Origin of the sequence: Oceanibacterium hippocampi, from assembly GCF_900172325.1 — a bacterium.
GTDB lineage: Bacteria > Pseudomonadota > Alphaproteobacteria > Sneathiellales > Sneathiellaceae > Oceanibacterium > Oceanibacterium hippocampi.
In genome coordinates, this window is sequence record NZ_FWFR01000001.1 from 2,100,324 (window position 1) to 2,120,051 (window position 19,728).

The window sequence follows — 19,728 nt, forward strand, 5'->3', positions numbered from 1 at the left end:
CGGCCCGAGGGTGACGGCCGGATGATCCCCGCCGCGCGGCTGGCCGCGCTCATCGAGCTGCTGGACGGGGTGCAGGGCGCGGCCCTGCCCGCCGACCGCGTTGCCCAGCGCTATTTCCGCGAGCGCCGTTTCATCGGCTCCAAGGATCGCAACTGGATCGGCGATGCGCTGTTCGCGGTCGGCCGCGATCTCGGCCGCCTGCGCTGGCGTCTCGACCGTCTCGGCCGGGCGCCGGACGGCCGCGCGCTGGTGCTGGCCCAGCGCCATGCGGAAGGCGACGAGCGGTCGCTGCTGGAAAGCCAGTTCTCCGGCGAACGCTATACGCCGGCGGCCCTTGATGCCGACGACCGGGCGCTGCTCGACGGCCTCGACGGGCTGACCGGCCCGGCGGCGGAGGCGATGCCCGGCTGGGCGCGCGACAATTATCCGGACTGGATGGAGGCGCCGCTTCGCGCCCGCTTCGGCGCCGACCTCGGTCAGGCGATGGCGGCCTACGGCGAACGCGCGCCGCTCGGCCTGCGCGTCAATCTTCTGAAGGCGTCCCGCGAGAAGGCGGCCGCCGCGCTGGCGGAGGAGGGGATCGAGACCACGCCGATGGCACGCTCGCCCCTCGGCCTGGTTGCCGGCAGGGCCGCGCTTGGCGCCAGTCCCGCCTATCGGCGCGGGCTGGTCGAGGTCCAGGACGAGGCCTCCCAGCTCTGTGCGCTCGCCTGCGCCGCCCGGCCGGGCGAGCAGGTCGTCGATTTCTGCGCCGGGGCCGGCGGCAAAAGCCTGGCGCTTGCCGCGGCGATGGCCAACAAGGGGCAGATCCACGCCTTCGACATCGATGCCCGCGCGCTCGGCGAACTGAAGAAGCGGGCCGACCGGGCCGGTATCCGCAACCTGCAGACCCGGCGGATCGCCGCCGAGGACGACCGGTCGGGCGAACCGCTGCCGGCCGATCTCGCGGGCCGCGCCGACCTGGTGCTGGTCGACGCGCCCTGCTCGGGCAGCGGCACCTGGCGACGCAACCCGTTCGCCCGCTGGCAGCTAGAGGCGGCCGACGTCGAGCGCCAGGCGACCCGCCAAGCGGCCCTGCTCGACCGCGCATCGGCCCTGGTTCGTCCGGGCGGGCGGCTGTTCTACGCGGTCTGCTCGGTGTTCCCGGTGGAAGGCGAGGCGGTCGTCGCCGCCTTTCTCGCTGCAAACCCGGACTTCCGGCCGCGGCCGCTCGACGGTGACTGGCTGGCGGAAACCGGGCTCAAAGGGTCCGGCGAGGATGGCGCGGCGCTGGTCCTGCTGCCCCATGTCCACGGCACCGACGGCTTCTTCGTCGCCGCCTTCGAGCGCGCCTGAGCAGCGACCGGGGGGACACGGGCGCCAATGCGGCGACGGTCACAGATTCGCGAGGAATTGCCGGGCGACGGTCATGCGCCCTTGCCATTCGGGGCGGGCGGGCGAATTCTATCGCAATCGACACCGACCGGAGAGAGAACGATGCGCGTGACTGGTTTCCTGACCGCCGCCCTGGCCTCGGCCTGGATCGTGGCGGGCGCCGCCTCGGGCGCCGCCGCGATGGGCAGCGCCAAACCCGGCAACAACGATGCTGACTTCACCTCGGCGCAGGAGGCGGTCGATGCCGGCCGCTACGCGGACGCGATCGAGCATCTGAAGCAGGCCGTCGCCAAGCGTGACGACAATGCCGACTATTACAACCTGCTCGGCTTCGCGAGCCGAAAGATCGGCGATTTCGAGAATGCCTTCGCCTATTACGAGAAGGCGCTGAGCCTCGAGCCGGACCACAAGGCGGCCCACGAATATATCGGCGAGGCTTATCTGGAGACCGGCAAGCTGGCCGAGGCCGAGTCCCACCTGGCCCGGCTCGACAAGATCTGCACCTTCGGCTGCGCCGAGTATACCGAGCTCAAGGAACGGATCGCCGCCTACAAGGCGACTCACTAGCGGCGGCCCCGGCCCCGCGGGGTGACCCGATAGCCGCCCCGCCGGGGCGACCTTCGGGGCGTGGCGGAATTCGGCTGGACAGCCGGCGGGCAGCTTGCTAAATGCCCGCATGAACGAACGCATCCTGATCGTCGATTTCGGCTCTCAAGTGACCCAACTCATCGCGCGGCGTGTGCGCGAATGCGGCGTCTACAGTGAAATCGTCCCATTCCAGAACGCCGAAGCGGCGCTCCGCGAAGCCCCGCCGGTGGCCGTCATCCTGTCCGGCGGCCCGGCCTCGGTCACCCTCGACACCACGCCCAGAGCGCCGGCCATGGCCTTCGAACTCGGCGTGCCCGTCCTTGCCATCTGCTACGGCGAGCAGGCGATGTGCGCCCAGCTCGGCGGCCGGGTCGAGGCCGCGGACCATCGCGAGTTCGGCCGGGCCTTCGTCGATATCCAACGCGACTGCGCGCTGTTCGACGGCGTCTGGCAGGCCGGCGAGCGTCACCAGGTCTGGATGAGCCACGGCGACCGGGTGATCGCGATCCCGGACGGTTTCGAGGTCGTCGCGACATCCGACAACGCGCCCTTCGCCGCGATCGCCGACGAGCGCCGCCGGCTCTACGGCGTGCAGTTCCACCCCGAGGTGATGCACACGCCCGACGGGGCCCGCCTGATCGGGAACTTCGCCCGCAGGATTGCCGGTTGCGAGGGCGAGTGGACGATGGCCGCCTTTCGCGACGAGGCGATTGCCCGGGTTCGTGAACAGGTCGGCAAGGAGCGGGTGATCTGCGGCCTGTCGGGAGGCGTTGATTCCTCCGTCGTCGCGGTCCTGCTGCACGAGGCGATCGGCGACCAGCTTACCTGCGTGTTCGTCGATACCGGCGTGCTCAGGGCCGGCGAGCCGGAGCAGGTGGTGAGCCTTTTCCGCGATCATTACAACATCCCGCTCGTCCATCGCGATGCCGCCGACCTGTTCATCGACCGGCTCGAAGGGGTGGCCGACCCGGAGAAGAAACGGAAGATCATCGGCTCGACCTTCATCGACGTGTTCGAGGAAGAGGCGAAGAAGATCGGCGGCGCCCGCTTCCTCGCCCAGGGCACGCTCTACCCGGACGTCATCGAATCGGTTTCCTTCACCGGCGGCCCGAGCGTCACCATCAAGTCGCACCACAACGTCGGCGGTCTCCCGGAACGGATGAACATGGCGCTGGTCGAGCCGCTCCGCGAGCTGTTCAAGGACGAGGTGCGCGAGCTTGGCCGCGAGCTCGGGCTTGCCGCCGACTTCGTCGACCGCCATCCGTTCCCGGGCCCGGGGCTTGCCATCCGGCTGCCCGGCGCGATCGACCGGGAGCGGCTGGAGATCCTGCGCCGGGCGGACCTGATCTATCTCGACGAGATCCGCAAGGCCGGCCTCTACGACGCCATCTGGCAGGCCTTCGCGGTGCTGCTGCCGGTGCGCACCGTGGGCGTGATGGGCGACGAACGCTCCTACGAATATGTCTGCGCGCTCCGCGCCGTGACCTCGACCGACGGCATGACGGCCGACTATTACCCCTTCGACCATGCCTTCCTCGGCCGCGTCTCCAGCCGCATCATCAATGAGGTGCGCGGCGTCAACCGGGTCGTCTACGACGTCACCTCGAAGCCGCCTGGAACGATCGAGTGGGAGTGATCCGCACCGTTCCGATCGTTGGCTTCTGCTGCAGCCGTCCGCCAGGCCGCCATTGAATCGGCATCGCTCAGGCCGCTGATCTGTTCTGCGTTTTCGCCAGCGACTTCTGCATCCTGACGCACTTGAACCGGGACTGATCCGCGAACGTCAGCTCCATGGCCGCTTCGGTTCGATAGCCCAACGCCTCGTAAAGCGCGACGCCGGAGAGCGTGGCAGTCAGTTGGAGCGTATCGACACCATGTTCGAGGGCGTCCCGTTCGGTCCGCGACATGATCGCCGAAGCGATGCCGCAGCGCGTGGCGGCGGGATCGACAAACACGCTGCGGACGATCGCCACGCCGGGAGCCGCATCGTCGGCGGCGGTCGCATCGGCATAGCCCGGCCGCGAACGAGACCAGCCGCCGCTTCCGAGGATCGCGCCGTGACGGTCCTCGGCCACGAGATAATGTCCTTCTCCGACCACGGCATCGTCCATCGTTCCGCACAGAGCGAGGAGGTTGGCGATCTCGTTGGATTTGTAGAACGCGCCGCCGATCTCCCAGATCGAGCGTTCCTGCATGGCCCGTATCGCCGGGATGTCGGCCGGGTGGGCGAGCCGGATGACGTGATGGAATGCGGTTGTTTCAGTCGACATGGTCTTTCCTGCGCGAGACGGTTCGCGGTTTGCCCGAACGCTTCGTTCGATCCGCCGGGATCAGAAATTCGGTCCCGCCGGGCTGGTCCCGGCGGGGTTGCCGAAGGCTTCGTGTCAGTCACCGCCGAACTCGGCCTTGAAGGTCTCGAAGTCGATCTGCATGCCGTTGAGGATTGCGCTCCAGTGCCGGGTCAGCCCGGCCTGGGCCACCGCTTCCGCGATCTCCTCGTCCGTCGCGCCGAGTTCGCGGGCGAACCTGGTGTCGAGCCAGATGCAGTACCGGCACGGGATCTGCGCGGCGACGGCGATGTTGATCAGCGACTTGATTTTCGGATCGAGTGCGCCCTTCTCGACTTCCAGGGACTTCGTGAGTTCCCAGGCGGCCGCGATGCCCTGCTTGGGATAGACCTTCATGTATTCGGGGGTCACGCCGTAGACCGCCTCGATATCCTTGTAGGTTTCCTCGAGGGACGGCCTGTCCTGGGCCGCCGCAATCGAGGCTCCGAAGGCGACGATGGATGCTGCGGTGAGCACGGCGCGAGTCTGGAAGAGTTTCATTGTTCGCGACTTTCAGATTGCTGGTTTCATAGGTATGGGAATGGGGCCGGACAGCTTCGGTGTCTGCCCCGCAGACCCGACCCTCCGGCAGGAGAATCGGGCCGTGCCGGTCGACGGGCGAGCACCTGACGGCACCCGCCCGCCTTGTTCGGCCATGATCGGCCGAGGCGTTCGTCGATGCGCTAGAGCCGGCGCTCGACCTCCGGTCGCGTTCGTCGGAGCCCGATGTCCCTCAGGAGATAGTCGTCGAACTCGAAGAACCTCAGTTCGCGTTCGGCGCGATGCCGCCTGATCGCGGCCCGCCAGCGTCCGAACATCGATAGCAGGATCGTCACCATCGTTCAGGCCGCCCTCTGTTCCGGTGCCGCGTTCGCGCGGGCACGGTTCAGGAAGGACCTGTTGACAGGGCTGTGAGGCTTCAGTGCCAGGCGCTCACTGGCGAGAGCTTCGGCCATGCCGGTCATGTTCCCTCGCAATGCCGCTTCCGTCAGCGTCCAGTCGATGATGTCGCGCTGGGCGTGGCTGCCGCCGAAGGAATTGGCGATGAAACGCGCACCGTGCAGCAGGTCTGCCGCCGTCCGGTAGTCGCCGCGCCAGAACGCCGCAAAGCCTTCGACCAGTGGCAGGGCGGTCCGTGTGCCCCACGTCGCCGCCTCGGATGTCGCCGCGCCAGCGCGGTACGCAGTGAGGATGCGATCGACATCCTTGTGGCGGTCGGCGCCCAGATAGGCCATCGCCGCATGCCAGTCGTTGAACGGATAGGTGCGGCCGTCCGCATGGCTGTCCCAGGCGGATGCCAGTTCCTGCCAACGGTCGCCGACGTCGTGGCCTGACAGGTGCAGCCGCCAGAGCAGTGCCGAGGCATCGACCATGTCGAGTGCGACCTGGCTGCGATCCTGCCTGATCGGCCCGTCATAGAGCGCCAGGACCGCGTCGGCCTGGCCGAGTTCGAAATGGCAGAGCGAGCGGTGCCACCAGTTGTGCACCTGGAAGAAGTTGTCATCTCCCGACCAGTGCGGCTCACGCGCGATCATCCAGCCGAGGCCGTCTTCGGCGCGACCCTGCATCTCCATGACATGGGCGACCGCATGGTGGGCCCAGCAGTCGAGCGGCTGGAGGTGCAGTGCCTGGCGGCCGACGTCTTCAGCCCTCCGGTAGTCGCCGGTCTCCTCCAGGCCGAAAGCAAGCATCCCGAGCAGGATCGAGTAGCCGGGCGTATCCGCCGACCACTTCGGTAGCACGCGCCCGATCCGGTCACGCAGGCCGCGCGTTCCGGCGCGGTAGAAATCCATCAGGTGGCCCGACTGCAACGCCACGATGTCACGCGAATGGTCCGCGTTATGACGGTCGAGAGCGATTGCCGCCGCGGTCCATTCTCCAGCGAGCAGGAGGTCCAGAGCGACGACATGGGACGCTTCGCGATCAGACAGGCGAAGCGCCTTCACCGTGCCCAGGGTGGCCTTTGCCATGGTCGTCGCCTCGGGCTCGGTCGCGAGACCGAACAGGTACGCCTTGAGGATGTACGCCATCGCGAACTCCGGGGCGGCGTCAATGGCGCGGTCCGCCAGGGCAACGGGATCGCCACGGTAGATGTTGAAGGCATTGACGGCCGCCTCGTAAAGGTCCGCGGCCTCGGCGGTGGCGCCGGTTAGTTCATTGCCTTGCGCATCGATCATCATGATCGCTGTTTCCTTCCATTGGATCTAAAGGTTCGCTGCCCGCAAACAATCGGTGGACCGGCCATGGGTCCGGCGGATTGTCTGACGGTTTCGAGGTCGAGATTGACCGGTCCGTCAATTCCCGTCGCCGAAGCTGCAGACGAGGCAGGCAATAAATCCTCGCAAGCGGCCAATCCAACGAGTAGTTTCAATCGCCGCTATTTGCGTTGCTCATGGACAGTCATGGATCTGGACCTGCTCAGGACTTTTGTCGCCATCTGCGATACGAAGAGCTTCACGGCGGCCGCACGTCAGGTCGGCCGCACGCAATCCGCCGTCAGTCTGCAAATGAAGCGGCTGGAAGGATCGTTGGGCCGACCGCTGTTCCAGCGCGGGTCGCCCGGAGTGGTCCTGACCGAGCACGGCGTGATGCTTGGTCCGAATGCGCGCCGTATCCTGGCTGCTGTCAGCGAAACCCTGGCTTCCTTCGACAGGGCGACCGTCGAAGGCGTTTTCGTGATCGGCATGCCGGACGATTATGCACCGCGGGTTCTTGTGCCGACTCTGCAGGCCTTTGGCGCGCTCTTTCCGCTGGCTTCGGTCGATATCGTGATCGATGAGTCGCGCGCGCTGGTCAAGCGGCTGGCCGAAGGCTCTGTGGATCTGGCCTTCGTGACGGAGGACGAGGGGCCGATGTCGGGGGGACCGACAGCCTTTGTGGACGAGATGGTGTGGGTCACTTCACGCAGCGGGGATGTTCATCTTCGGGATCCGTTACCCATCGCAGTGTGGGACGACGACCAAGACAGCTACGCCAGCCATATGCGCACACGACTGGAGGAATTGGCGCGCCCTTACCGGATTGTCGTCCTTGCGCGCAGCATGACCGGTTTGAGAGGCGCGGTTGGCTCCGGCCTTGCCGCCAGCGCCATGATGCGCAGCAGCGTGACCGGGGAGATGCGCGAACTGACCGAGCGCGACGGCTTCCCGCCACTTGCACGATTGTCCGTCCGGCTCGAGAAAGCCCATATGAAGAAGTCCGCAGCGGTGGATGCGTTGGAGCAGGCGCTGCTCGCCGCCGTGGCGGGCGATGCCGCCGAACGTGCGGAAGGCTAGTTTCCCGGGCGCGCGGCGTGCCGCTGTCTGCTGCGCACGGCTGGTTGATGGCGATTCCGGACCGGGTCGAAGCTGACTTGCAGCGATACATTGTCATAACCGGCTGCTCGGGCGGCGGGAAGTCGACCCTGCTCGCCGAATTGTCCCGACGTGGCCATGCCGTTGTCGAGGAACCGGGCCGGCGGATTGTCGCGGAGGAGACCCGGGCAGGGGGTGTCGCGCTGCCGTGGCTCGACATGGCCGCCTTCGCGCGGCGTGCCGCCGAGGTCGCGCTCGCGGACCGCGCGACCGTGCCCGCCGGGCCGTCCCCGGTCTTCTTCGATCGCGGCCTGATCGACGCCGCCGCCGCCCTCGAACATGCGACCGGGGAGCCGGCCCCGGTCGCGCTGGGGGCGGCGCACCGCTATCACCGCCGCGTATTCTTCACCCCGCCCTGGCCGGAGATCTACCGGAGAGACGGGGAACGGCGACACAACCTGGCGTCCGCCATCGCCGAGTATGACCGCCTGATCGACGCCTATGCGGCGCTCGGCTACGAGCCCGTGATCTTGCCGAAGCTGCCGGTCGCGGATCGTGCCGATTTCCTTCTCGGCGCCCTTTGCCGATAGCCTGCCGGTCAGACGCGGCGTGCGGGCATCAGGGGCGGATTGTCCGCTCAGACACTGCCGGCTCCGGCTCCGGCTCGGTGGCGAAGGTGAGGCCCTCGTCGGCCCAGCCGGTCAGGCCGCCGATCATGATCTTGACCGGCCGGCCCAGGCTCGCCAGCCTGTAGGCTGCGCGATCGGCGCCGTTGCAATGCGGCCCCGCGCAATAGACGACGAACAGCGTGTCCATCGGCCATGCCGCCATGCGGGCCTCCGATATCTCGCGGTGCGGCAGGTGAAGGGCGCCGGGAACATGTCGGCGGCGGAAGGCCGTGGCCGAACCGACGACGTGGAGCAGGACGAAATCCGGCTCCCCGACGCGCAGCGCTTCGGCCACGTCGGCACAATCGGTCTCGAACGACAGGCGGCGCCCGAAATGCTCCCGCGCCAGCGCGGCCGGGGCAGGCGGGATTTGCGTCACGATGCTCATGCAGGTCTCCAGTGTTGGCGATAGCCGTTGCGGGTTGTCGCGTCGGAATTCGTTACGTGATGCGTCATAGAGCGATACGGAGCCCGTCGCGGGCCGCCTCGAAAGGCGGCGCGAGCGGTCGGCCGATCATGTCGGGGCTCATGTGGGTGAGCACGATCCGGCGCGCTTCCAGCCGTCCGAGATTGGCCGTCAGGCTGGCATGATCGAGGTGCAGTTTCACCCGCTTTTCGTGGAAATAGGCCTCGGCGATGAACAGGTCGGTGTCGCGGGCGAGATCGACCAGGCTGTCCGTCCATTCGGTGTCCCCGGTATAGGCAATGGTGCGGCCCTCGACGGTGACGCGGTAGCCGTGGAACGGGCCGCCCGCATTGCCGTGATTGACCTCGAAGGCATCGACCTCGAGCGCCCCGACCTGTTGGCCGGCGCCGGCCACGAGCTCGATGAAGTGGAGCGGGAAGCGGGGCGTGGTGGCGGACGAGCCGGGGAACATCAGCTCCGTCAACTGGCGGTAGCGATCCTCGATCCCGGCCGGGCCGGCCACGGTCAGGGGGGCTGTTCGCCGCGAATGGAACTGCGCGTCCAGCATGAAGAAGGGCAGGCCGCCGAAATGGTCGGCGTGGAAATGGGTGACCAGGATCGACTGGATGGCATTGAGGTCGATCTGCTGCTGCCGGAGGGCGATCAGCGACGAGGCGCCGCAGTCGATCAGGAAGTTCGCTTCGCGTCCGCTGAGGTGGAAGCAGGTGTTGAACCTGCCGCCGGATCCGAACGCGTCGCCGCTGCCGATGAAATGGACCTGCATCTGCTTTCTCCGGATGGGGGGTGTCGATGTGCCGGGGAACCTCAGCCGGTCCACATCGGGATTACCGAGGCGGCAAGGAGCAGGCCGAGCACCGCGTTGAGCAGGCGCCACTGGCGTTCCGAGCGCAGCAGGCGCCCGAGGGCGTGGCCGGTCGAGCACCAGAGCAGCATGGAACCGGCGGCGAAGACCAGGAAGGTCCCGCCGATCAGCGCGGCCTGGCCGGCCGGGTCCGCGGCAAGATGGGCGAAGGAGGACGAGGCGCCGATCGTCACGGCCCAGGCCTTCGGATTGTACCAGACGAGGCCCGCCGCACCCCACAGGCCGATCGGCCGTGATGCCGGCCCGGCGTCGGAAGGCGAGCCGCCGGTCGCCACCCGCCATGCCAGGAAGAGCAGGTAAGCCGTCCCGAGCACCCGGACAGAGAGCTCGAGCGCCGGCACCGCCATCAGCAGGGCCGCGAGGCCGAGCGCGGAGGCCACCGCCATCGTTCCCATTCCGGCCGCCACGCCGGCGACGTAGGGCAGGGAGCGCCGCAATCCGTAGCGCATGCCGGACGCGGTGGCGAGCGTGGTCGCGCCGCCCGGGCTGCCGGTCGCGGCGGCGACGAAGATCAGGAAGGCGAGATGCTGTTCGTCCATCGATCTATTGTATCAGCGCAGATGTGAGAGAATATCAAACATATTTGTCTGATCCGGAGTCAATATCATGGACGTGCGGCTGCACGCCGTAGGTGCGATAGGCGGCCTGCATGCGCGCCTCTTCGCTGCGCCCGGGGAAGAGGCTGTAGCTCGGCGCCCATATCCGGGAGATGCGGGCGATATGCACGAGGATGACGTGACGGATCGGGAAGGCATCGCCGGCCTTCGCCAACAGGTCGCGTCCGAGCGTCGCGAAATCGGCTTCGCCGGGCCCGATGATTCGCGCCGTGCCGGTGATCTTGAAGCCACGCTGGCGGAAAACGTCGACCATGGCGACGCAGACCTTGGGGTTTGCCCGGGCATTCCGGACGCTTGCCGGCGAGGCGATATCGGCGATGACCAGGGAATTCCCGTCCAGCGTCGCGAAAATCTCCTTCGGCGACACGTTGGGCAGGCCGTCGGCCGATACCGTGGCGAGCCAGCAGAGCACGGCCCGGTCCATCTCGCTTCGCATCGCTTCGTTCATCGGCATCGATCTTCTCCGCGGCGCGCTCCAGATTGCCTGTCGATGATACAATATCTCCGACAACAACAATACGACGATATGGACATATGATGCATTGTATCGTAGAAAGGTCAATAGATCTGACCTAATGAGGTGACCCAGATGCCTGATGTCGTCGCAATTGATGCCGCTGCCGTGCCGCCGCGGACGAAGCCGTCGAATTATCCGGCCCCTTTCGCGGTGAGGATGGGGGGGCGCGTCAAGCGCCAGCTTGGCGATGTCTTCGGGCTCACGAATTTCGGCGTCAACCTGACGATCCTCGAACCCGGGGCGGCCTCGGCGCTGCAGCATCAGCACAGCTGCCAGGACGAGTTCATCTACGTTCTCGAGGGCGAACTGGTCCTCGTCTCCGGCGCGACGGAAACCTTGCTTCGGCCGGGCATGTGCGCCGGTTTCAAGGCGGGGGAGGCGCCCCACCATCTCGAGAACCGCGCGGGGGCCGAGGCCCGTTACCTGGAGATCGGCGATCGTTCGGAGGGCGACGAGGTCAGCTATCCTGCCGACGATCTAATTGCCGTCATGGAGGGCGGCGCCTGGCGGTTCCGGCACAAGGACGGAACGTCTTACTGACGGCGGATCGCCGCAACCTGGATCCAGACTGAGGGAGGAACATGTGAAGACGGGATTCATCGGGCTCGGGGTCATGGGCCAGCCTATGGCGCTCAACCTGGCGCGGGCCGGACAGCCGCTTGTCGTCTGGAACCGCTCGCCGCAGAAATGCGAACCGCTCCGGGAAGCGGGGGCCGAGGTCGCGGGCAGCCCGGCGGAGGTCTTTCGCCAGGCGCGGGTCGTCATCCTGATGATGGTCGACAGCGACGCGACCGACGCGGTGCTGGCGCGTGGAACGCCGGCTTTCGCCGATAACGTCGCCGGCCATGTCATCGTCAGCATGGGGACGAACTCGGCCGACTATTCGCGCGGTCTCGACGGGGATATCCGTGCCGCCGGCGGCTGCTATGTCGAGGCGCCGGTGTCCGGCTCGCGCATTCCGGCCGAGGAGGGCGAGCTTGTCGCCATGCTGGCCGGAGACCCCGAGGCAACGGCGGAAGTGCTGCCGCTGCTCGCGCCGATGTGCCGGCAGACGGTGGCTTGCGGCGCCGTGCCGTCGGCGCTCCTGATGAAGCTTTCGGTGAACCTTTTCCTCATCACCATGGTGACGGGCCTGGCCGAATCCTTCCATTTCGCCGAATGTCACGGTCTGGATCTGGAACGCTTCGTGAAGGTCCTGAACGCCGGACCGATGTCGAGCGCGGTATCGCGGATCAAGCTGCAGAAACTGCTCGAGGGCGACTACGCGGCGCAGGCCCTGATCGCCGATGTCTGGAAGAACAGCCGTCTCGTGGCCGATGCCGCCCGCAGCGCGTGCGTGGCGGCGCCGCTGCTCGAGGCCAGCGATGCGCTTTATGCGGAAACCGCCGGGCTGGGTTACGGGCATGAGGACATGGCTGCCGTCGTCAAGGCGATCGCGAGTCGGACGTCGCTGCGGCGAAATCCCGCGCCGCACGCCTAGATGGATAGCCGGATCGCCCCGTGATATCCCGGGGTGAGGAACCGGGCTGCGCGGGGAGGGACCGTTGCCTATGACCGATCGATCGTGCCATGCCGCGTGGCTTTCCCGGTCGGGAGAAACGGGGCAGTTGGGCGCGGCCGGATCCCTCTTTCCGTGGTGGAGCTTCGCCAAGACACTGCTCGCGATCTGCGCGCTCCGCCTGGCCGAACAGGGTCGGATCGACCTCGACCGGCCTTCCGCCGAAGCGCCTTTCACGCTCCGGCAACTGCTGCAGCACAGGGCCGGTGTCCCGAACTACGGGCAACTCCCGAGCTATCACGAGGCGGTCGCGCGTGGCGACCCGCCCTGGTCGCGGGAGACGCTGCTCGCGGCGGTCGGCGCGGACCAGCCCGAGTTCCCGCCCGGGACCGGCTGGTCCTACAGCAATGTCGGCTACATGCTTGTCCGCGAGGCCGTCGAACGGGCCTGCGAATGCCCCCTGGCCGGGGCGCTGAAGCAGCTGGTCCTCGACCGGGTGGAGGTGCCCTCGGTCCGCGTCGCGGTGGAGCGCGGCGACCTCGCCGAGGTCCACTGGCCGGATGTCCGGCCCTATGATCCGGGCTGGGTCTATCATGGCTGCGTGGTCGGTTCCGCCGTCGATGCCGCGAAGGTGCTGGCGGCGCTGTTCGCGGGCCAGATCCTCGGTCCGGCCAGTGTCAGCGCCATGCTGGCCCGTCATGACCTTGGCGGCGCGCTGCCGGATCGACCTTGGACCGCCTGCGGCTACGGCCTCGGTCTGATGTCGGGCGAGATGGGCGCCGCGGGCCGCGCCATCGGCCATTCCGGCGGGGGACCGGGCTGCGTGAACGCGGTCTATCATTTTCCCGACCTGGCGGATCCGGTCACCGTGGCGGTCTTCACCGACGGTGTGGCCGAGGGCGTGGCGGAGTTCGCGGCCCGCGACATCGCGTTGCACGGGGAACTCCAAGGCTAGCGGGCGCGCCCCTTCTGATGATACAATCGGGTGATTGTTCATTGGAGAATGGCGTGTCAGTTCAAAACTCGATCCAGTTGTCTCTCCCCGAAGGCAAGGGTCCGCTGCATGAGAGGCTGGCCGACGCGGTCGAACAGCTGATATCCGGGGGGCGTTACGGCCGGGGCGACCGGCTGCCGACGCATCGCGAGCTCGCCCGCGGCGCGAACGTGGCCATCGGGACGGTGACCAAGGCCATCGATCTCCTCGAGCGGCGCGGTGTGGTGCGCGGCGAGACCGGTCGCGGCACCTTCGTCAACCTGCCGGTCGCGGCCGACGACGAGCTCGTCGATCTCAATTTCAATGTCCCGCTCCCGGTCGTCGACGAGGCGCAGTTCCGCGCGGCGGCAAGCCTTGCCGCGAGCCGGCTGGGCAGCGTGCCGAACGGCGGCTATCCGGAACCCGGCGGCGGCCGCGAGCAGCGCATGGTGGTCGCCGCCTGGCTTGCCGCGATGCGGCTGGAGGTCGATCCCAACGACCTGCTGATCACCATCGGCGGCCAGCACGGGATCCATCTGGCGATGGCCGACCTTGCCGGCACGACGAAGTCGGTGGCGACCGAGGCCGCAACATTCTCGGGCGCGATCGCCGCCGCCCGGAATCTTTCCCTCGACCTGCTGTCGGTCGACCATGACGGGCAGGGCATGCTCCCCGCGGATCTGCACCGGGTGCTCGCGACAACGGGCTGCAAGGCAGTTTACCTGACCCCGGTCTGCCAGAACCCCTTCGGCTTCGAGATGGGAGCGGAAAGGCGCCAGGAGATCCTCGACATCTGCCGTCGGCACGACGCCTATATCATCGAGGACGACATCTACAGCCTCTACGCCGCGTCGAAGGCGAAGCCCTTTCACGAACTGGCGCCGGACCGGGTCTATTATCTCAACGGGTTGTCGAAATCGCTCACGCCCCTGGTTCGGGTCGGGCTGTTGATCCCGCCGCGCGAACGGCGGACGGCGATCGCTTCCCGCGTGCGGGCGGAGGTCTGGGGCGCCTCGCCCTTCGACCTCGAGGTTGCCCGCGCCCTGGTCGAGGGCGAGGCCCATCTGAAGGCCCGGGACATCCTCCAGCCCGAGGCCAGGCACCGGGTCGCGCTGGCGAGCCGCCTGCTTGGCCTGGACGGGGTGCCGATGCCGCAGGGCGCGCCGCACCTGTGGCTGCCGATGACGACCGCATCGGCGGAGAACCTGGCGCGGCGCGCGCTCGAGCGGGGTGTCCGCGTGACGCCCCCCGACGCCACCGCGGTCGGCGGGGACAAGTCCGGCGGCGTGCGTCTCTGCCTGATGTCGCCGTCCCAGAGGGCGAGCCTCGAACGCGCGCTGCGGATCATCGCGGACCTCCTGCAAAGTCCCTCGGCCGAGGTCGTCTGACAGGGTCGGTCGTGCGTTGCACTGTTGCGGGTAAAATCGTATCTATTGTACTATATTCAGGATACGATTTGTCGAAGGGGACGGGTGCGAATGCAGAAGAAGCCTTGCCTGCTCGTGACTGGCGGCGGCCGCGGGATCGGCGCCGCGATCGTGCGCCTCGCGGTCGCGAAAGGCCACGACGTCTGTTTCAGCTATCTGCGCGACGAGGCGGCGGCCGAGGGCCTGATCGCCAGCCTCGGACGCGATGGCGATCGTGTGCGGTGTCTGCGGGGCGACGTCGTGGAAGCCGGTTTCGCGACCCGCTTCTTCGATTTCGCCGAGGACGTCTTCGGGCCGGTGACGATGCTCGTCAACAATGCCGGCGTCACGGGGCCGATCGGAGCCTTCCGCGACACCCGCGTCGAGACCCTGCGCCGGACCGTCGACACCAACCTGCTCGGGCCGATGATGCTGGCGCAGGAAGCTGTCCGGCGGTGGGAGGCGGCAGAGATCCCGGGGCGGATGGTCAATGTCTCGTCGATTGCCTCAACGCTCGGCGCACCGCACGAATATGTGCATTACGCGGCCACCAAGGCAGCGATCGAGGCCATGACGGTCGGGCTCGGCAAGGAGGTCGCGGCGAAGGGGATACGGGTCAATGCCGTGGCGCCCGGCACGGCCTTCACGGATATCCATGCGGCCGCCGGCGAGCCCGACCGGCCGGCGAGGGTGGTGAGCCGCATCCCGATGGGCCGGATCGGCGAGCCGGACGAAATCGCCGGGGCCGTCATGTGGCTGCTGTCTGATGAGGCCTCTTACGTGACCGCAACGGTCCTGAGGGTCTCGGGCGGCCTCTAGAGACTGGCCTGAAGGCCAGGGAGCGAGAGATGCATATCGGACTGCTGCTGTATCCCCGGCTGACCCAGCTCGACCTGACCGGTCCGCTGGAGGTCTTCGCACGCATGCCCGATGCGCAGGTATCCCTGGTCTGGAAAAGCCTCGATCCGGTCCCGTGCGACAGCGGATTCCGCATCGTCCCGACGGTTCGCTTCGCGGACTGCCCCGACCTGGATGTCCTTTGCGTGCCGGGCGGCCCAGGCCAGATCGAGCTGATGTCGGATCGGTCCACGCTCGACTTCATCCGCTCGAAGGCCGAGACCTGCAGGCTCGTGACTTCGGTCTGCACGGGCTCGCTGGTGCTGGCGGTGGCCGGCCTGCTCAAGGGCAGGAAGGCGACATGCCACTGGTCGTCGCTGGATCAGCTCGCCCTGTTCGGCGCGATCCCGGTCGACGCGCGCGTGGTACGCGACGGCAACCTGATCAGCGGCGCCGGCGTCACCTCCGGGATCGACTTCGCGCTGACGGTCGTGGCCGAGCTTTGCGGCGAGGCGACGGCGAAGGAGATCCAGTTGCAGATGGAATACGATCCAGCGCCGCCGTTCGCGGGCGGTACGCCGCGGACCTCCGATCCCGCCATCCATGCGTCGGTGAGCGGCAAGATCGCGCCCTTCATCGCGAGGCGGCGAGAAGTATCCGAGGCCGCGGCGAGGGCACTGGCCGGCTGAGACCCAGGCTGCGCGGGAACCGGGAACGGACGCGTCAGTCGACGGCCCGGCGCGGCCGCCGCCTGTCCCTCGGCAGCAGGATCGCGAACAGCGTCGCGAGCGAGCCGCCGATACCCAGCACCGCGAAGGCCCAGCCCCAGTTCCGGGGCGTGTCGAGTCCCGGATTGGTGAGATCGAGGATCCATCCGAACACCAGGGGCGAGACGGCGCCGGCGCCGAAGCCGAGGATCGAACGCAGCGCCAGCATGCTGCCCAGATGACGCGGCGCCACGGATTCCGTCATCGCCGTCGACAGCACACCGGAATCGGCGATGGTGGCGAAGCCGTAGAGCGCGGCGAGCACCAGCACCACCGCCGGGCCCCAGCCGATGCTCCACCCGAAGACATAGGAAAGCGCCGCGCCGGCAAGCGCCATCGTCACGAGGATGAGCTTGCGGCCGAAGCGGTCGGACAGGCCGCCGCTGATCAGCGTGGCCAGCGCGCCGGAGAAGTGAAGGATGCAGGCGATCACGATGCCGAGCGTCGCAGCGGACCAGTCGATCCGCCCGGCGAGCGAGATCGTCAGGAATGCCGGCGCCCAGGCCCACATTCCGAGCAGTTCCCAGCAATGGCTCGTATAGCCCGCGGTCAGCAGGACGGACGGGCGCGAGGCCAGTGACTCGCGGAAGCGGGTTTCACCCTCCGCCACCGGCTCCCGGCGGTGGATCCGGTTGGGCTCGCGTCGCAACGCGGCGAGGGCGGCGGCGAACCCGGCGCAGAGGAAAAGCGCGACCAGGGCCCAGGTCCAGCGGTAGCCGATGACGGGGATGCAGGCCGCCGCGAGCGCGATTGCCACGCAGTATCCGAGCGAGGAGCCGGCGAGAACCAGCCCCATGGCCCAGCCGCGCGAGGCGGACGGGACCTTGTCCGCGACGAGCATCAGGGCCGGGGTGTAGGAGCCGCCGAGCGTCAGGCCGACGAGGCCGTAGAGGACGAGCGCGCTTTCGTGCGATCGGGCGGCGAATGCGAAGATCAGGAAGGAGACCAGCGAGCAGGCGTTCGACGCGAGGAACACGCGCTTCGCGCCGAGATGGTCGGACAGCCACGAGGTGACCAGCAGCGAGATGGCATAGGCGAGATTGAAGACGGACTGGACCGCGCCGGCTTCGGCGCCCGACATTCGCCACTCGCCCAGCAGGAACGGCAGGCTCCCCGCATAGATCATCATGGCGATGCTGGCGGTGAAGCGGCTGGCCGTCAGCAGCAGCAGGAACCGGTTCATGGCGCTCCGTTCCCCCTCAGCCTGGCGCCGGCCGGGCCGCGATCATGCCGACGGGCTGCACGGCCGGTCCGTTCAGGCGGCGCTGCGGCCGCCGGCGGCGCCGGCCCGCAATGCCACTTCCAGCAGGCCGCAGAGCGTCCCGATGCCGTTCGCGATGGCCTCTTCATGCAGGAGGGAGAAGCTCAGTCGCAAGTTGTTCGCGCCGCTGCCGTCGGTGAAGAAGGCGCGCCCCGGGACGAAGGCGATGTTCAGTTCCATCGCCTTCGCGAGCAGGACATCGCTGTCGAGGTCGGGCGGCAGGGTCAGCCAGACGAACAGGCCACCGGCCGGCCTGGTGAAGCCGACGCCGGCCGGGGCATGGCGGTCGAGCGCCGCCAGCATCGCATCGCGGCGCCCGGCATAAAGGGCGCGCGCCCGTTGCACCGCCCCGTCGAAGGAGGTGCTGGCGATGCGGTGGACGACCTGCTGGTTGATCGTCGCCGTGTGCAGGTCGGCGGCCTGCTTGATGAGGGTCAGGCGGCGAATGAGCGCGGCCGGTCCGCAGACCCAGCCGACCCGCAGCCCGGGCGACAACGTCTTCGAGAAAGTCCCGCAGTAAAGCGTTCTCGCGGCGTCGATGGAACCGCTGTCGGCAATGTCGAGCGCCGCCATCGACGGCAGGCTCTCGCCCTCGTAGCGGAGGTCGGCATAGGCGGCGTCCTCGACCACGATCGCGCCGGCGCGGCGGGCGAAGGCGAGGGCGGCCTCCCGTTCCCGGACCGTCAGCGTCTCGCCGCTCGGGTTGGCGAAATCGGGGACGAGGTACACGAGCTTCGCCGGCCCGGATTCACTGACCGCGTCGGCATGGAAGCGCATCGCGACGAAGGCCGGGTCGAAGGCGGAGAAGGATTGCAGGGCGCCCAGATAGGTCGGTGCCGCGGTGACGAGCGCATCGCCCGGGTCCAGGAAGAGCTTGCCGATCAGGTCGAGCGCCTGCTGCGAGCCATGGGTGACGAGGACATGCTCCTCCGTGCAGGCCACGCCGCGCGCGGTCATCATCCGGGCGATCCACTGGCGGAGCGGCGGATAGCCTTCGCTGGTGGAATATTGCAGGCTCGCGCCGCTGTCCGTCAGCGCCTCGGCATAGGCCTCGCGGAAGGCCGCGACATCGAACAGCGACGGCTCGGGAATGCCGCCGGCGAATGACGTCATGCCCGGTCGCTCGATGACCTTCAGCAGTTCGCGGATCTCCGAGGCGCGCATGCGGTGCGCGCGACGGGAGAGGGGATAGTCGGGGCGGTCGAACGTCACGGTCGTGTTCCTCGAGCGGTTGGATGCGCCGGCGGGCGGTGCGCGCGCCGGGGCGATCCGGGGTTTCGGTCAGGCATTCCCGTCCGCCGGCGATCGCCACGGATTGGCCCCGTCGACGAGCCACGACACGGTGTCGCGCCAGAAGCGGACTTCATGGGCCGAGTGGAACAGGCCGAAATGGCCTGTCGGACCGGCGGTGAAATAATCCGGTCCGAGATGCACCAGCGTCTTCGGGGCGTTCCGGTAGTAGCTCAGGCCCCGGCGCACGGCGGGCGGCGTCGCGTAGATGTCGTCATGTGTCGCGATGGCGAGCAGGGGGGCGGTGACGGCGTCGAAGCGGGCGAGGATCTCGGCCCGACGGGATGCGGGGTAGCTCGCCTCCATCCGCGCCCGGCGGAAACTCCACTCGTTCGCGACGCCGGCCGGCAGGTCTTCCAGCCAGCCCAGCCGCCGGCCGGGGAAGTAGCCGCACAGGGCGGTGACGAGGGGCATCGCCAGATGCCACTTCACGAACAGCCGGAGCCGCTGGCGGGCCGCGTAGTCCGGCCAGTAGGCGTACTGGGCGCCGACCGTCAGGATCCGCTCGACCGCGCCGGCACTTGCCGCCAGGCCCGGCAGGAACCCGCCGATGCTGTGGCCGACGACCGCGATCCGGCCATCGGGATCGCGGGCGCGCAGGAAGCGCACCGCGGCGTCGAAATCGTACTCGCCCCAGTCGCGCCAGCGATAGCCGCAGCCTCTGAGCGATGCCGGGCGGGACGCGCCGATCCCCCGGTAATCGTAGGTCAGCGCGTTCAGGCCGTGCCGGGTGAGAAAGCGGGCGTAGCGGTGATAGTAGCTCGCGAGAACGCCGGTCGCAGGATTGACGATGACCGTCCGGGATGCCGTGCCGGGTCGGGCCGGCCAGAATTCGCCGCGCAGCCTGACCCCGTCGCTGCAGGCGAATTCGACCGGGATCGCCCCGGCGGCAGCCTGCTGCGGTTGCGCCGTTGCCGTCGCAGGCGCCCGGTCCGGGCCGCCGTCCTGCCGTATCCTGTCCGGAATCCCGTGCGTCATGTTGGCCCCGGTGTCGCCTCGCTTCCGGCGATGGCGGCGCAATGA

General features: G+C 68.1%; 22 protein-coding genes. 11 read left to right on the forward strand and 11 right to left on the reverse strand.

Annotated features, from left to right (window positions below; all coding sequences use genetic code 11):
• Nucleotides 1-21: 21 nt before the first annotated feature.
• The 3 genes from OCH7691_RS09975 (at nt 22) to guaA (ending at nt 3,598) form a co-directional block, all read left to right on the forward strand.
• Nucleotides 22-1,335, forward strand: coding sequence for an RsmB/NOP family class I SAM-dependent RNA methyltransferase (locus OCH7691_RS09975; protein ID WP_085883217.1), 1,314 nt, complete (start codon nt 22-24; stop codon nt 1,333-1,335).
• Nucleotides 1,336-1,476: 141 nt separating this feature from the next.
• Nucleotides 1,477-1,941, forward strand: a complete 465-nt coding sequence (locus tag OCH7691_RS09980) for a tetratricopeptide repeat protein (RefSeq protein WP_176244986.1) — start codon at nt 1,477-1,479, stop codon at nt 1,939-1,941.
• Nucleotides 1,942-2,050: 109 nt separating this feature from the next.
• Nucleotides 2,051-3,598, forward strand: a complete 1,548-nt coding sequence (gene guaA, locus OCH7691_RS09985) for a glutamine-hydrolyzing GMP synthase (RefSeq protein WP_085883219.1) — start codon at nt 2,051-2,053, stop codon at nt 3,596-3,598.
• Between the two features lie 67 nt (nt 3,599-3,665).
• On the opposite strand, the gene OCH7691_RS09990 is transcribed toward guaA, so the two are convergent.
• From OCH7691_RS09990 to OCH7691_RS10000, 4 genes are all read right to left on the reverse strand, one after another.
• Nucleotides 3,666-4,157, reverse strand: a complete 492-nt coding sequence (locus OCH7691_RS09990; RefSeq protein WP_176244987.1) for a GNAT family N-acetyltransferase — start codon at nt 4,155-4,157, stop codon at nt 3,666-3,668.
• A gap of 189 nt (nt 4,158-4,346) precedes the next feature.
• Nucleotides 4,347-4,790, reverse strand: coding sequence for a carboxymuconolactone decarboxylase family protein (locus OCH7691_RS09995; protein WP_085883221.1), 444 nt, complete (start codon nt 4,788-4,790; stop codon nt 4,347-4,349).
• 182 nt (nt 4,791-4,972) lie between these two features.
• The gene (locus tag OCH7691_RS23240; RefSeq protein ID WP_176244988.1) at nt 4,973-5,128 is read right to left on the reverse strand and encodes a hypothetical protein; all 156 of its coding nucleotides are present in this window, start codon (nt 5,126-5,128) and stop codon (nt 4,973-4,975) included.
• A 3-nt stretch (nt 5,129-5,131) separates the two neighbouring features.
• A complete protein-coding gene (locus tag OCH7691_RS10000; RefSeq protein ID WP_085883222.1) occupies nt 5,132-6,469 on the reverse strand; it encodes a tetratricopeptide repeat protein in 1,338 nt (445 codons plus the stop codon).
• Between the two features lie 222 nt (nt 6,470-6,691).
• Between OCH7691_RS10000 and OCH7691_RS10005 the strand changes: the two genes are divergently transcribed.
• Both OCH7691_RS10005 and OCH7691_RS10010 read left to right on the forward strand, forming a co-directional pair.
• Nucleotides 6,692-7,564 carry a LysR family transcriptional regulator gene (locus tag OCH7691_RS10005; protein WP_176244989.1) on the forward strand — a complete coding sequence of 291 codons (873 nt, stop codon included), beginning with the start codon at nt 6,692-6,694 and terminating at the stop codon, nt 7,562-7,564.
• Between the two features lie 77 nt (nt 7,565-7,641).
• The gene (locus OCH7691_RS10010) at nt 7,642-8,172 is read left to right on the forward strand and encodes an AAA family ATPase (RefSeq protein ID WP_085883224.1); all 531 of its coding nucleotides are present in this window, start codon (nt 7,642-7,644) and stop codon (nt 8,170-8,172) included.
• Between the two features lie 28 nt (nt 8,173-8,200).
• Here OCH7691_RS10010 and OCH7691_RS10015 read toward each other — a convergent pair whose 3' ends face one another.
• From OCH7691_RS10015 to OCH7691_RS10030, 4 genes are all read right to left on the reverse strand, one after another.
• Entirely contained in the window at nt 8,201-8,638 is a 438-nt protein-coding gene (locus OCH7691_RS10015; RefSeq protein ID WP_139839609.1) for a rhodanese-like domain-containing protein, read from the reverse strand.
• Nucleotides 8,639-8,702: 64 nt separating this feature from the next.
• Entirely contained in the window at nt 8,703-9,440 is a 738-nt protein-coding gene (locus tag OCH7691_RS10020; protein WP_085883226.1) for an MBL fold metallo-hydrolase, read from the reverse strand.
• Between the two features lie 41 nt (nt 9,441-9,481).
• On the reverse strand, nt 9,482-10,078 hold the full coding sequence (locus OCH7691_RS10025; protein ID WP_085883227.1) for a LysE family translocator: 597 nt from the start codon (nt 10,076-10,078) through the stop codon (nt 9,482-9,484).
• A 34-nt stretch (nt 10,079-10,112) separates the two neighbouring features.
• A complete protein-coding gene (locus OCH7691_RS10030) occupies nt 10,113-10,610 on the reverse strand; it encodes a pyridoxamine 5'-phosphate oxidase family protein (protein WP_085883228.1) in 498 nt (165 codons plus the stop codon).
• A 135-nt stretch (nt 10,611-10,745) separates the two neighbouring features.
• Between OCH7691_RS10030 and OCH7691_RS10035 the strand changes: the two genes are divergently transcribed.
• From OCH7691_RS10035 to OCH7691_RS10060, 6 genes are all read left to right on the forward strand, one after another.
• Entirely contained in the window at nt 10,746-11,213 is a 468-nt protein-coding gene (locus tag OCH7691_RS10035; RefSeq protein WP_085883229.1) for a cupin domain-containing protein, read from the forward strand.
• Between the two features lie 43 nt (nt 11,214-11,256).
• Nucleotides 11,257-12,153, forward strand: a complete 897-nt coding sequence (locus OCH7691_RS10040; RefSeq protein WP_085883230.1) for an NAD(P)-dependent oxidoreductase — start codon at nt 11,257-11,259, stop codon at nt 12,151-12,153.
• 70 nt (nt 12,154-12,223) lie between these two features.
• Nucleotides 12,224-13,126, forward strand: coding sequence for a serine hydrolase domain-containing protein (locus OCH7691_RS10045; protein ID WP_085883231.1), 903 nt, complete (start codon nt 12,224-12,226; stop codon nt 13,124-13,126).
• A gap of 53 nt (nt 13,127-13,179) precedes the next feature.
• Entirely contained in the window at nt 13,180-14,532 is a 1,353-nt protein-coding gene (locus OCH7691_RS10050; protein WP_176244990.1) for an aminotransferase-like domain-containing protein, read from the forward strand.
• A 90-nt stretch (nt 14,533-14,622) separates the two neighbouring features.
• Nucleotides 14,623-15,369, forward strand: a complete 747-nt coding sequence (locus OCH7691_RS10055; protein WP_085883233.1) for an SDR family oxidoreductase — start codon at nt 14,623-14,625, stop codon at nt 15,367-15,369.
• Between the two features lie 29 nt (nt 15,370-15,398).
• Entirely contained in the window at nt 15,399-16,076 is a 678-nt protein-coding gene (locus OCH7691_RS10060; RefSeq protein ID WP_085883234.1) for a DJ-1/PfpI family protein, read from the forward strand.
• Nucleotides 16,077-16,110: 34 nt separating this feature from the next.
• On the opposite strand, the gene OCH7691_RS10065 is transcribed toward OCH7691_RS10060, so the two are convergent.
• The 3 genes from OCH7691_RS10065 to OCH7691_RS10075 form a co-directional block, all read right to left on the reverse strand.
• Nucleotides 16,111-17,337, reverse strand: coding sequence for an MFS transporter (locus OCH7691_RS10065; RefSeq protein WP_139839610.1), 1,227 nt, complete (start codon nt 17,335-17,337; stop codon nt 16,111-16,113).
• 72 nt (nt 17,338-17,409) lie between these two features.
• Nucleotides 17,410-18,627: an aminotransferase-like domain-containing protein gene (locus OCH7691_RS10070; RefSeq protein WP_217807892.1), complete on the reverse strand. Its 1,218-nt coding sequence runs from the start codon at nt 18,625-18,627 to the stop codon at nt 17,410-17,412.
• Nucleotides 18,628-18,696: 69 nt separating this feature from the next.
• Nucleotides 18,697-19,683 (reverse strand): alpha/beta hydrolase family protein, encoded by a 987-nt coding sequence (locus OCH7691_RS10075; protein WP_085883235.1) that lies wholly within the window; start codon nt 19,681-19,683, stop codon nt 18,697-18,699.
• Nucleotides 19,684-19,728 lie beyond the last annotated feature (45 nt).

What these genes read in the sequence shown, in the direction of transcription:
- OCH7691_RS10015 (WP_139839609.1), bottom strand. Translation starts at nt 8,638, where the DNA reads ATGAGCATCGTGACGCAAATCCCGCCTGCCCCGGCCGCGCTGGCGCGG.
- OCH7691_RS10035 (WP_085883229.1), top strand. Translation starts at nt 10,746, where the DNA reads ATGCCTGATGTCGTCGCAATTGATGCCGCTGCCGTGCCGCCGCGGACG.
- OCH7691_RS23240 (WP_176244988.1), bottom strand. Translation starts at nt 5,128, where the DNA reads ATGGTGACGATCCTGCTATCGATGTTCGGACGCTGGCGGGCCGCGATC.
- OCH7691_RS10055 (WP_085883233.1), top strand. Translation starts at nt 14,623, where the DNA reads ATGCAGAAGAAGCCTTGCCTGCTCGTGACTGGCGGCGGCCGCGGGATC.
- OCH7691_RS09975 (WP_085883217.1), top strand. Translation starts at nt 22, where the DNA reads ATGATCCCCGCCGCGCGGCTGGCCGCGCTCATCGAGCTGCTGGACGGG.
- guaA (WP_085883219.1), top strand. Translation starts at nt 2,051, where the DNA reads ATGAACGAACGCATCCTGATCGTCGATTTCGGCTCTCAAGTGACCCAA.
- OCH7691_RS10060 (WP_085883234.1), top strand. Translation starts at nt 15,399, where the DNA reads ATGCATATCGGACTGCTGCTGTATCCCCGGCTGACCCAGCTCGACCTG.
- OCH7691_RS09980 (WP_176244986.1), top strand. Translation starts at nt 1,477, where the DNA reads ATGCGCGTGACTGGTTTCCTGACCGCCGCCCTGGCCTCGGCCTGGATC.
- OCH7691_RS10065 (WP_139839610.1), bottom strand. Translation starts at nt 17,337, where the DNA reads ATGAACCGGTTCCTGCTGCTGCTGACGGCCAGCCGCTTCACCGCCAGC.
- OCH7691_RS09995 (WP_085883221.1), bottom strand. Translation starts at nt 4,790, where the DNA reads ATGAAACTCTTCCAGACTCGCGCCGTGCTCACCGCAGCATCCATCGTC.
- OCH7691_RS09990 (WP_176244987.1), bottom strand. Translation starts at nt 4,157, where the DNA reads ATGCAGGAACGCTCGATCTGGGAGATCGGCGGCGCGTTCTACAAATCC.
- OCH7691_RS10025 (WP_085883227.1), bottom strand. Translation starts at nt 10,078, where the DNA reads ATGGACGAACAGCATCTCGCCTTCCTGATCTTCGTCGCCGCCGCGACC.
- OCH7691_RS10005 (WP_176244989.1), top strand. Translation starts at nt 6,692, where the DNA reads ATGGATCTGGACCTGCTCAGGACTTTTGTCGCCATCTGCGATACGAAG.
- OCH7691_RS10030 (WP_085883228.1), bottom strand. Translation starts at nt 10,610, where the DNA reads ATGCCGATGAACGAAGCGATGCGAAGCGAGATGGACCGGGCCGTGCTC.
- OCH7691_RS10000 (WP_085883222.1), bottom strand. Translation starts at nt 6,469, where the DNA reads ATGATGATCGATGCGCAAGGCAATGAACTAACCGGCGCCACCGCCGAG.
- OCH7691_RS10045 (WP_085883231.1), top strand. Translation starts at nt 12,224, where the DNA reads ATGACCGATCGATCGTGCCATGCCGCGTGGCTTTCCCGGTCGGGAGAA.
- OCH7691_RS10020 (WP_085883226.1), bottom strand. Translation starts at nt 9,440, where the DNA reads ATGCAGGTCCATTTCATCGGCAGCGGCGACGCGTTCGGATCCGGCGGC.
- OCH7691_RS10075 (WP_085883235.1), bottom strand. Translation starts at nt 19,683, where the DNA reads ATGACGCACGGGATTCCGGACAGGATACGGCAGGACGGCGGCCCGGAC.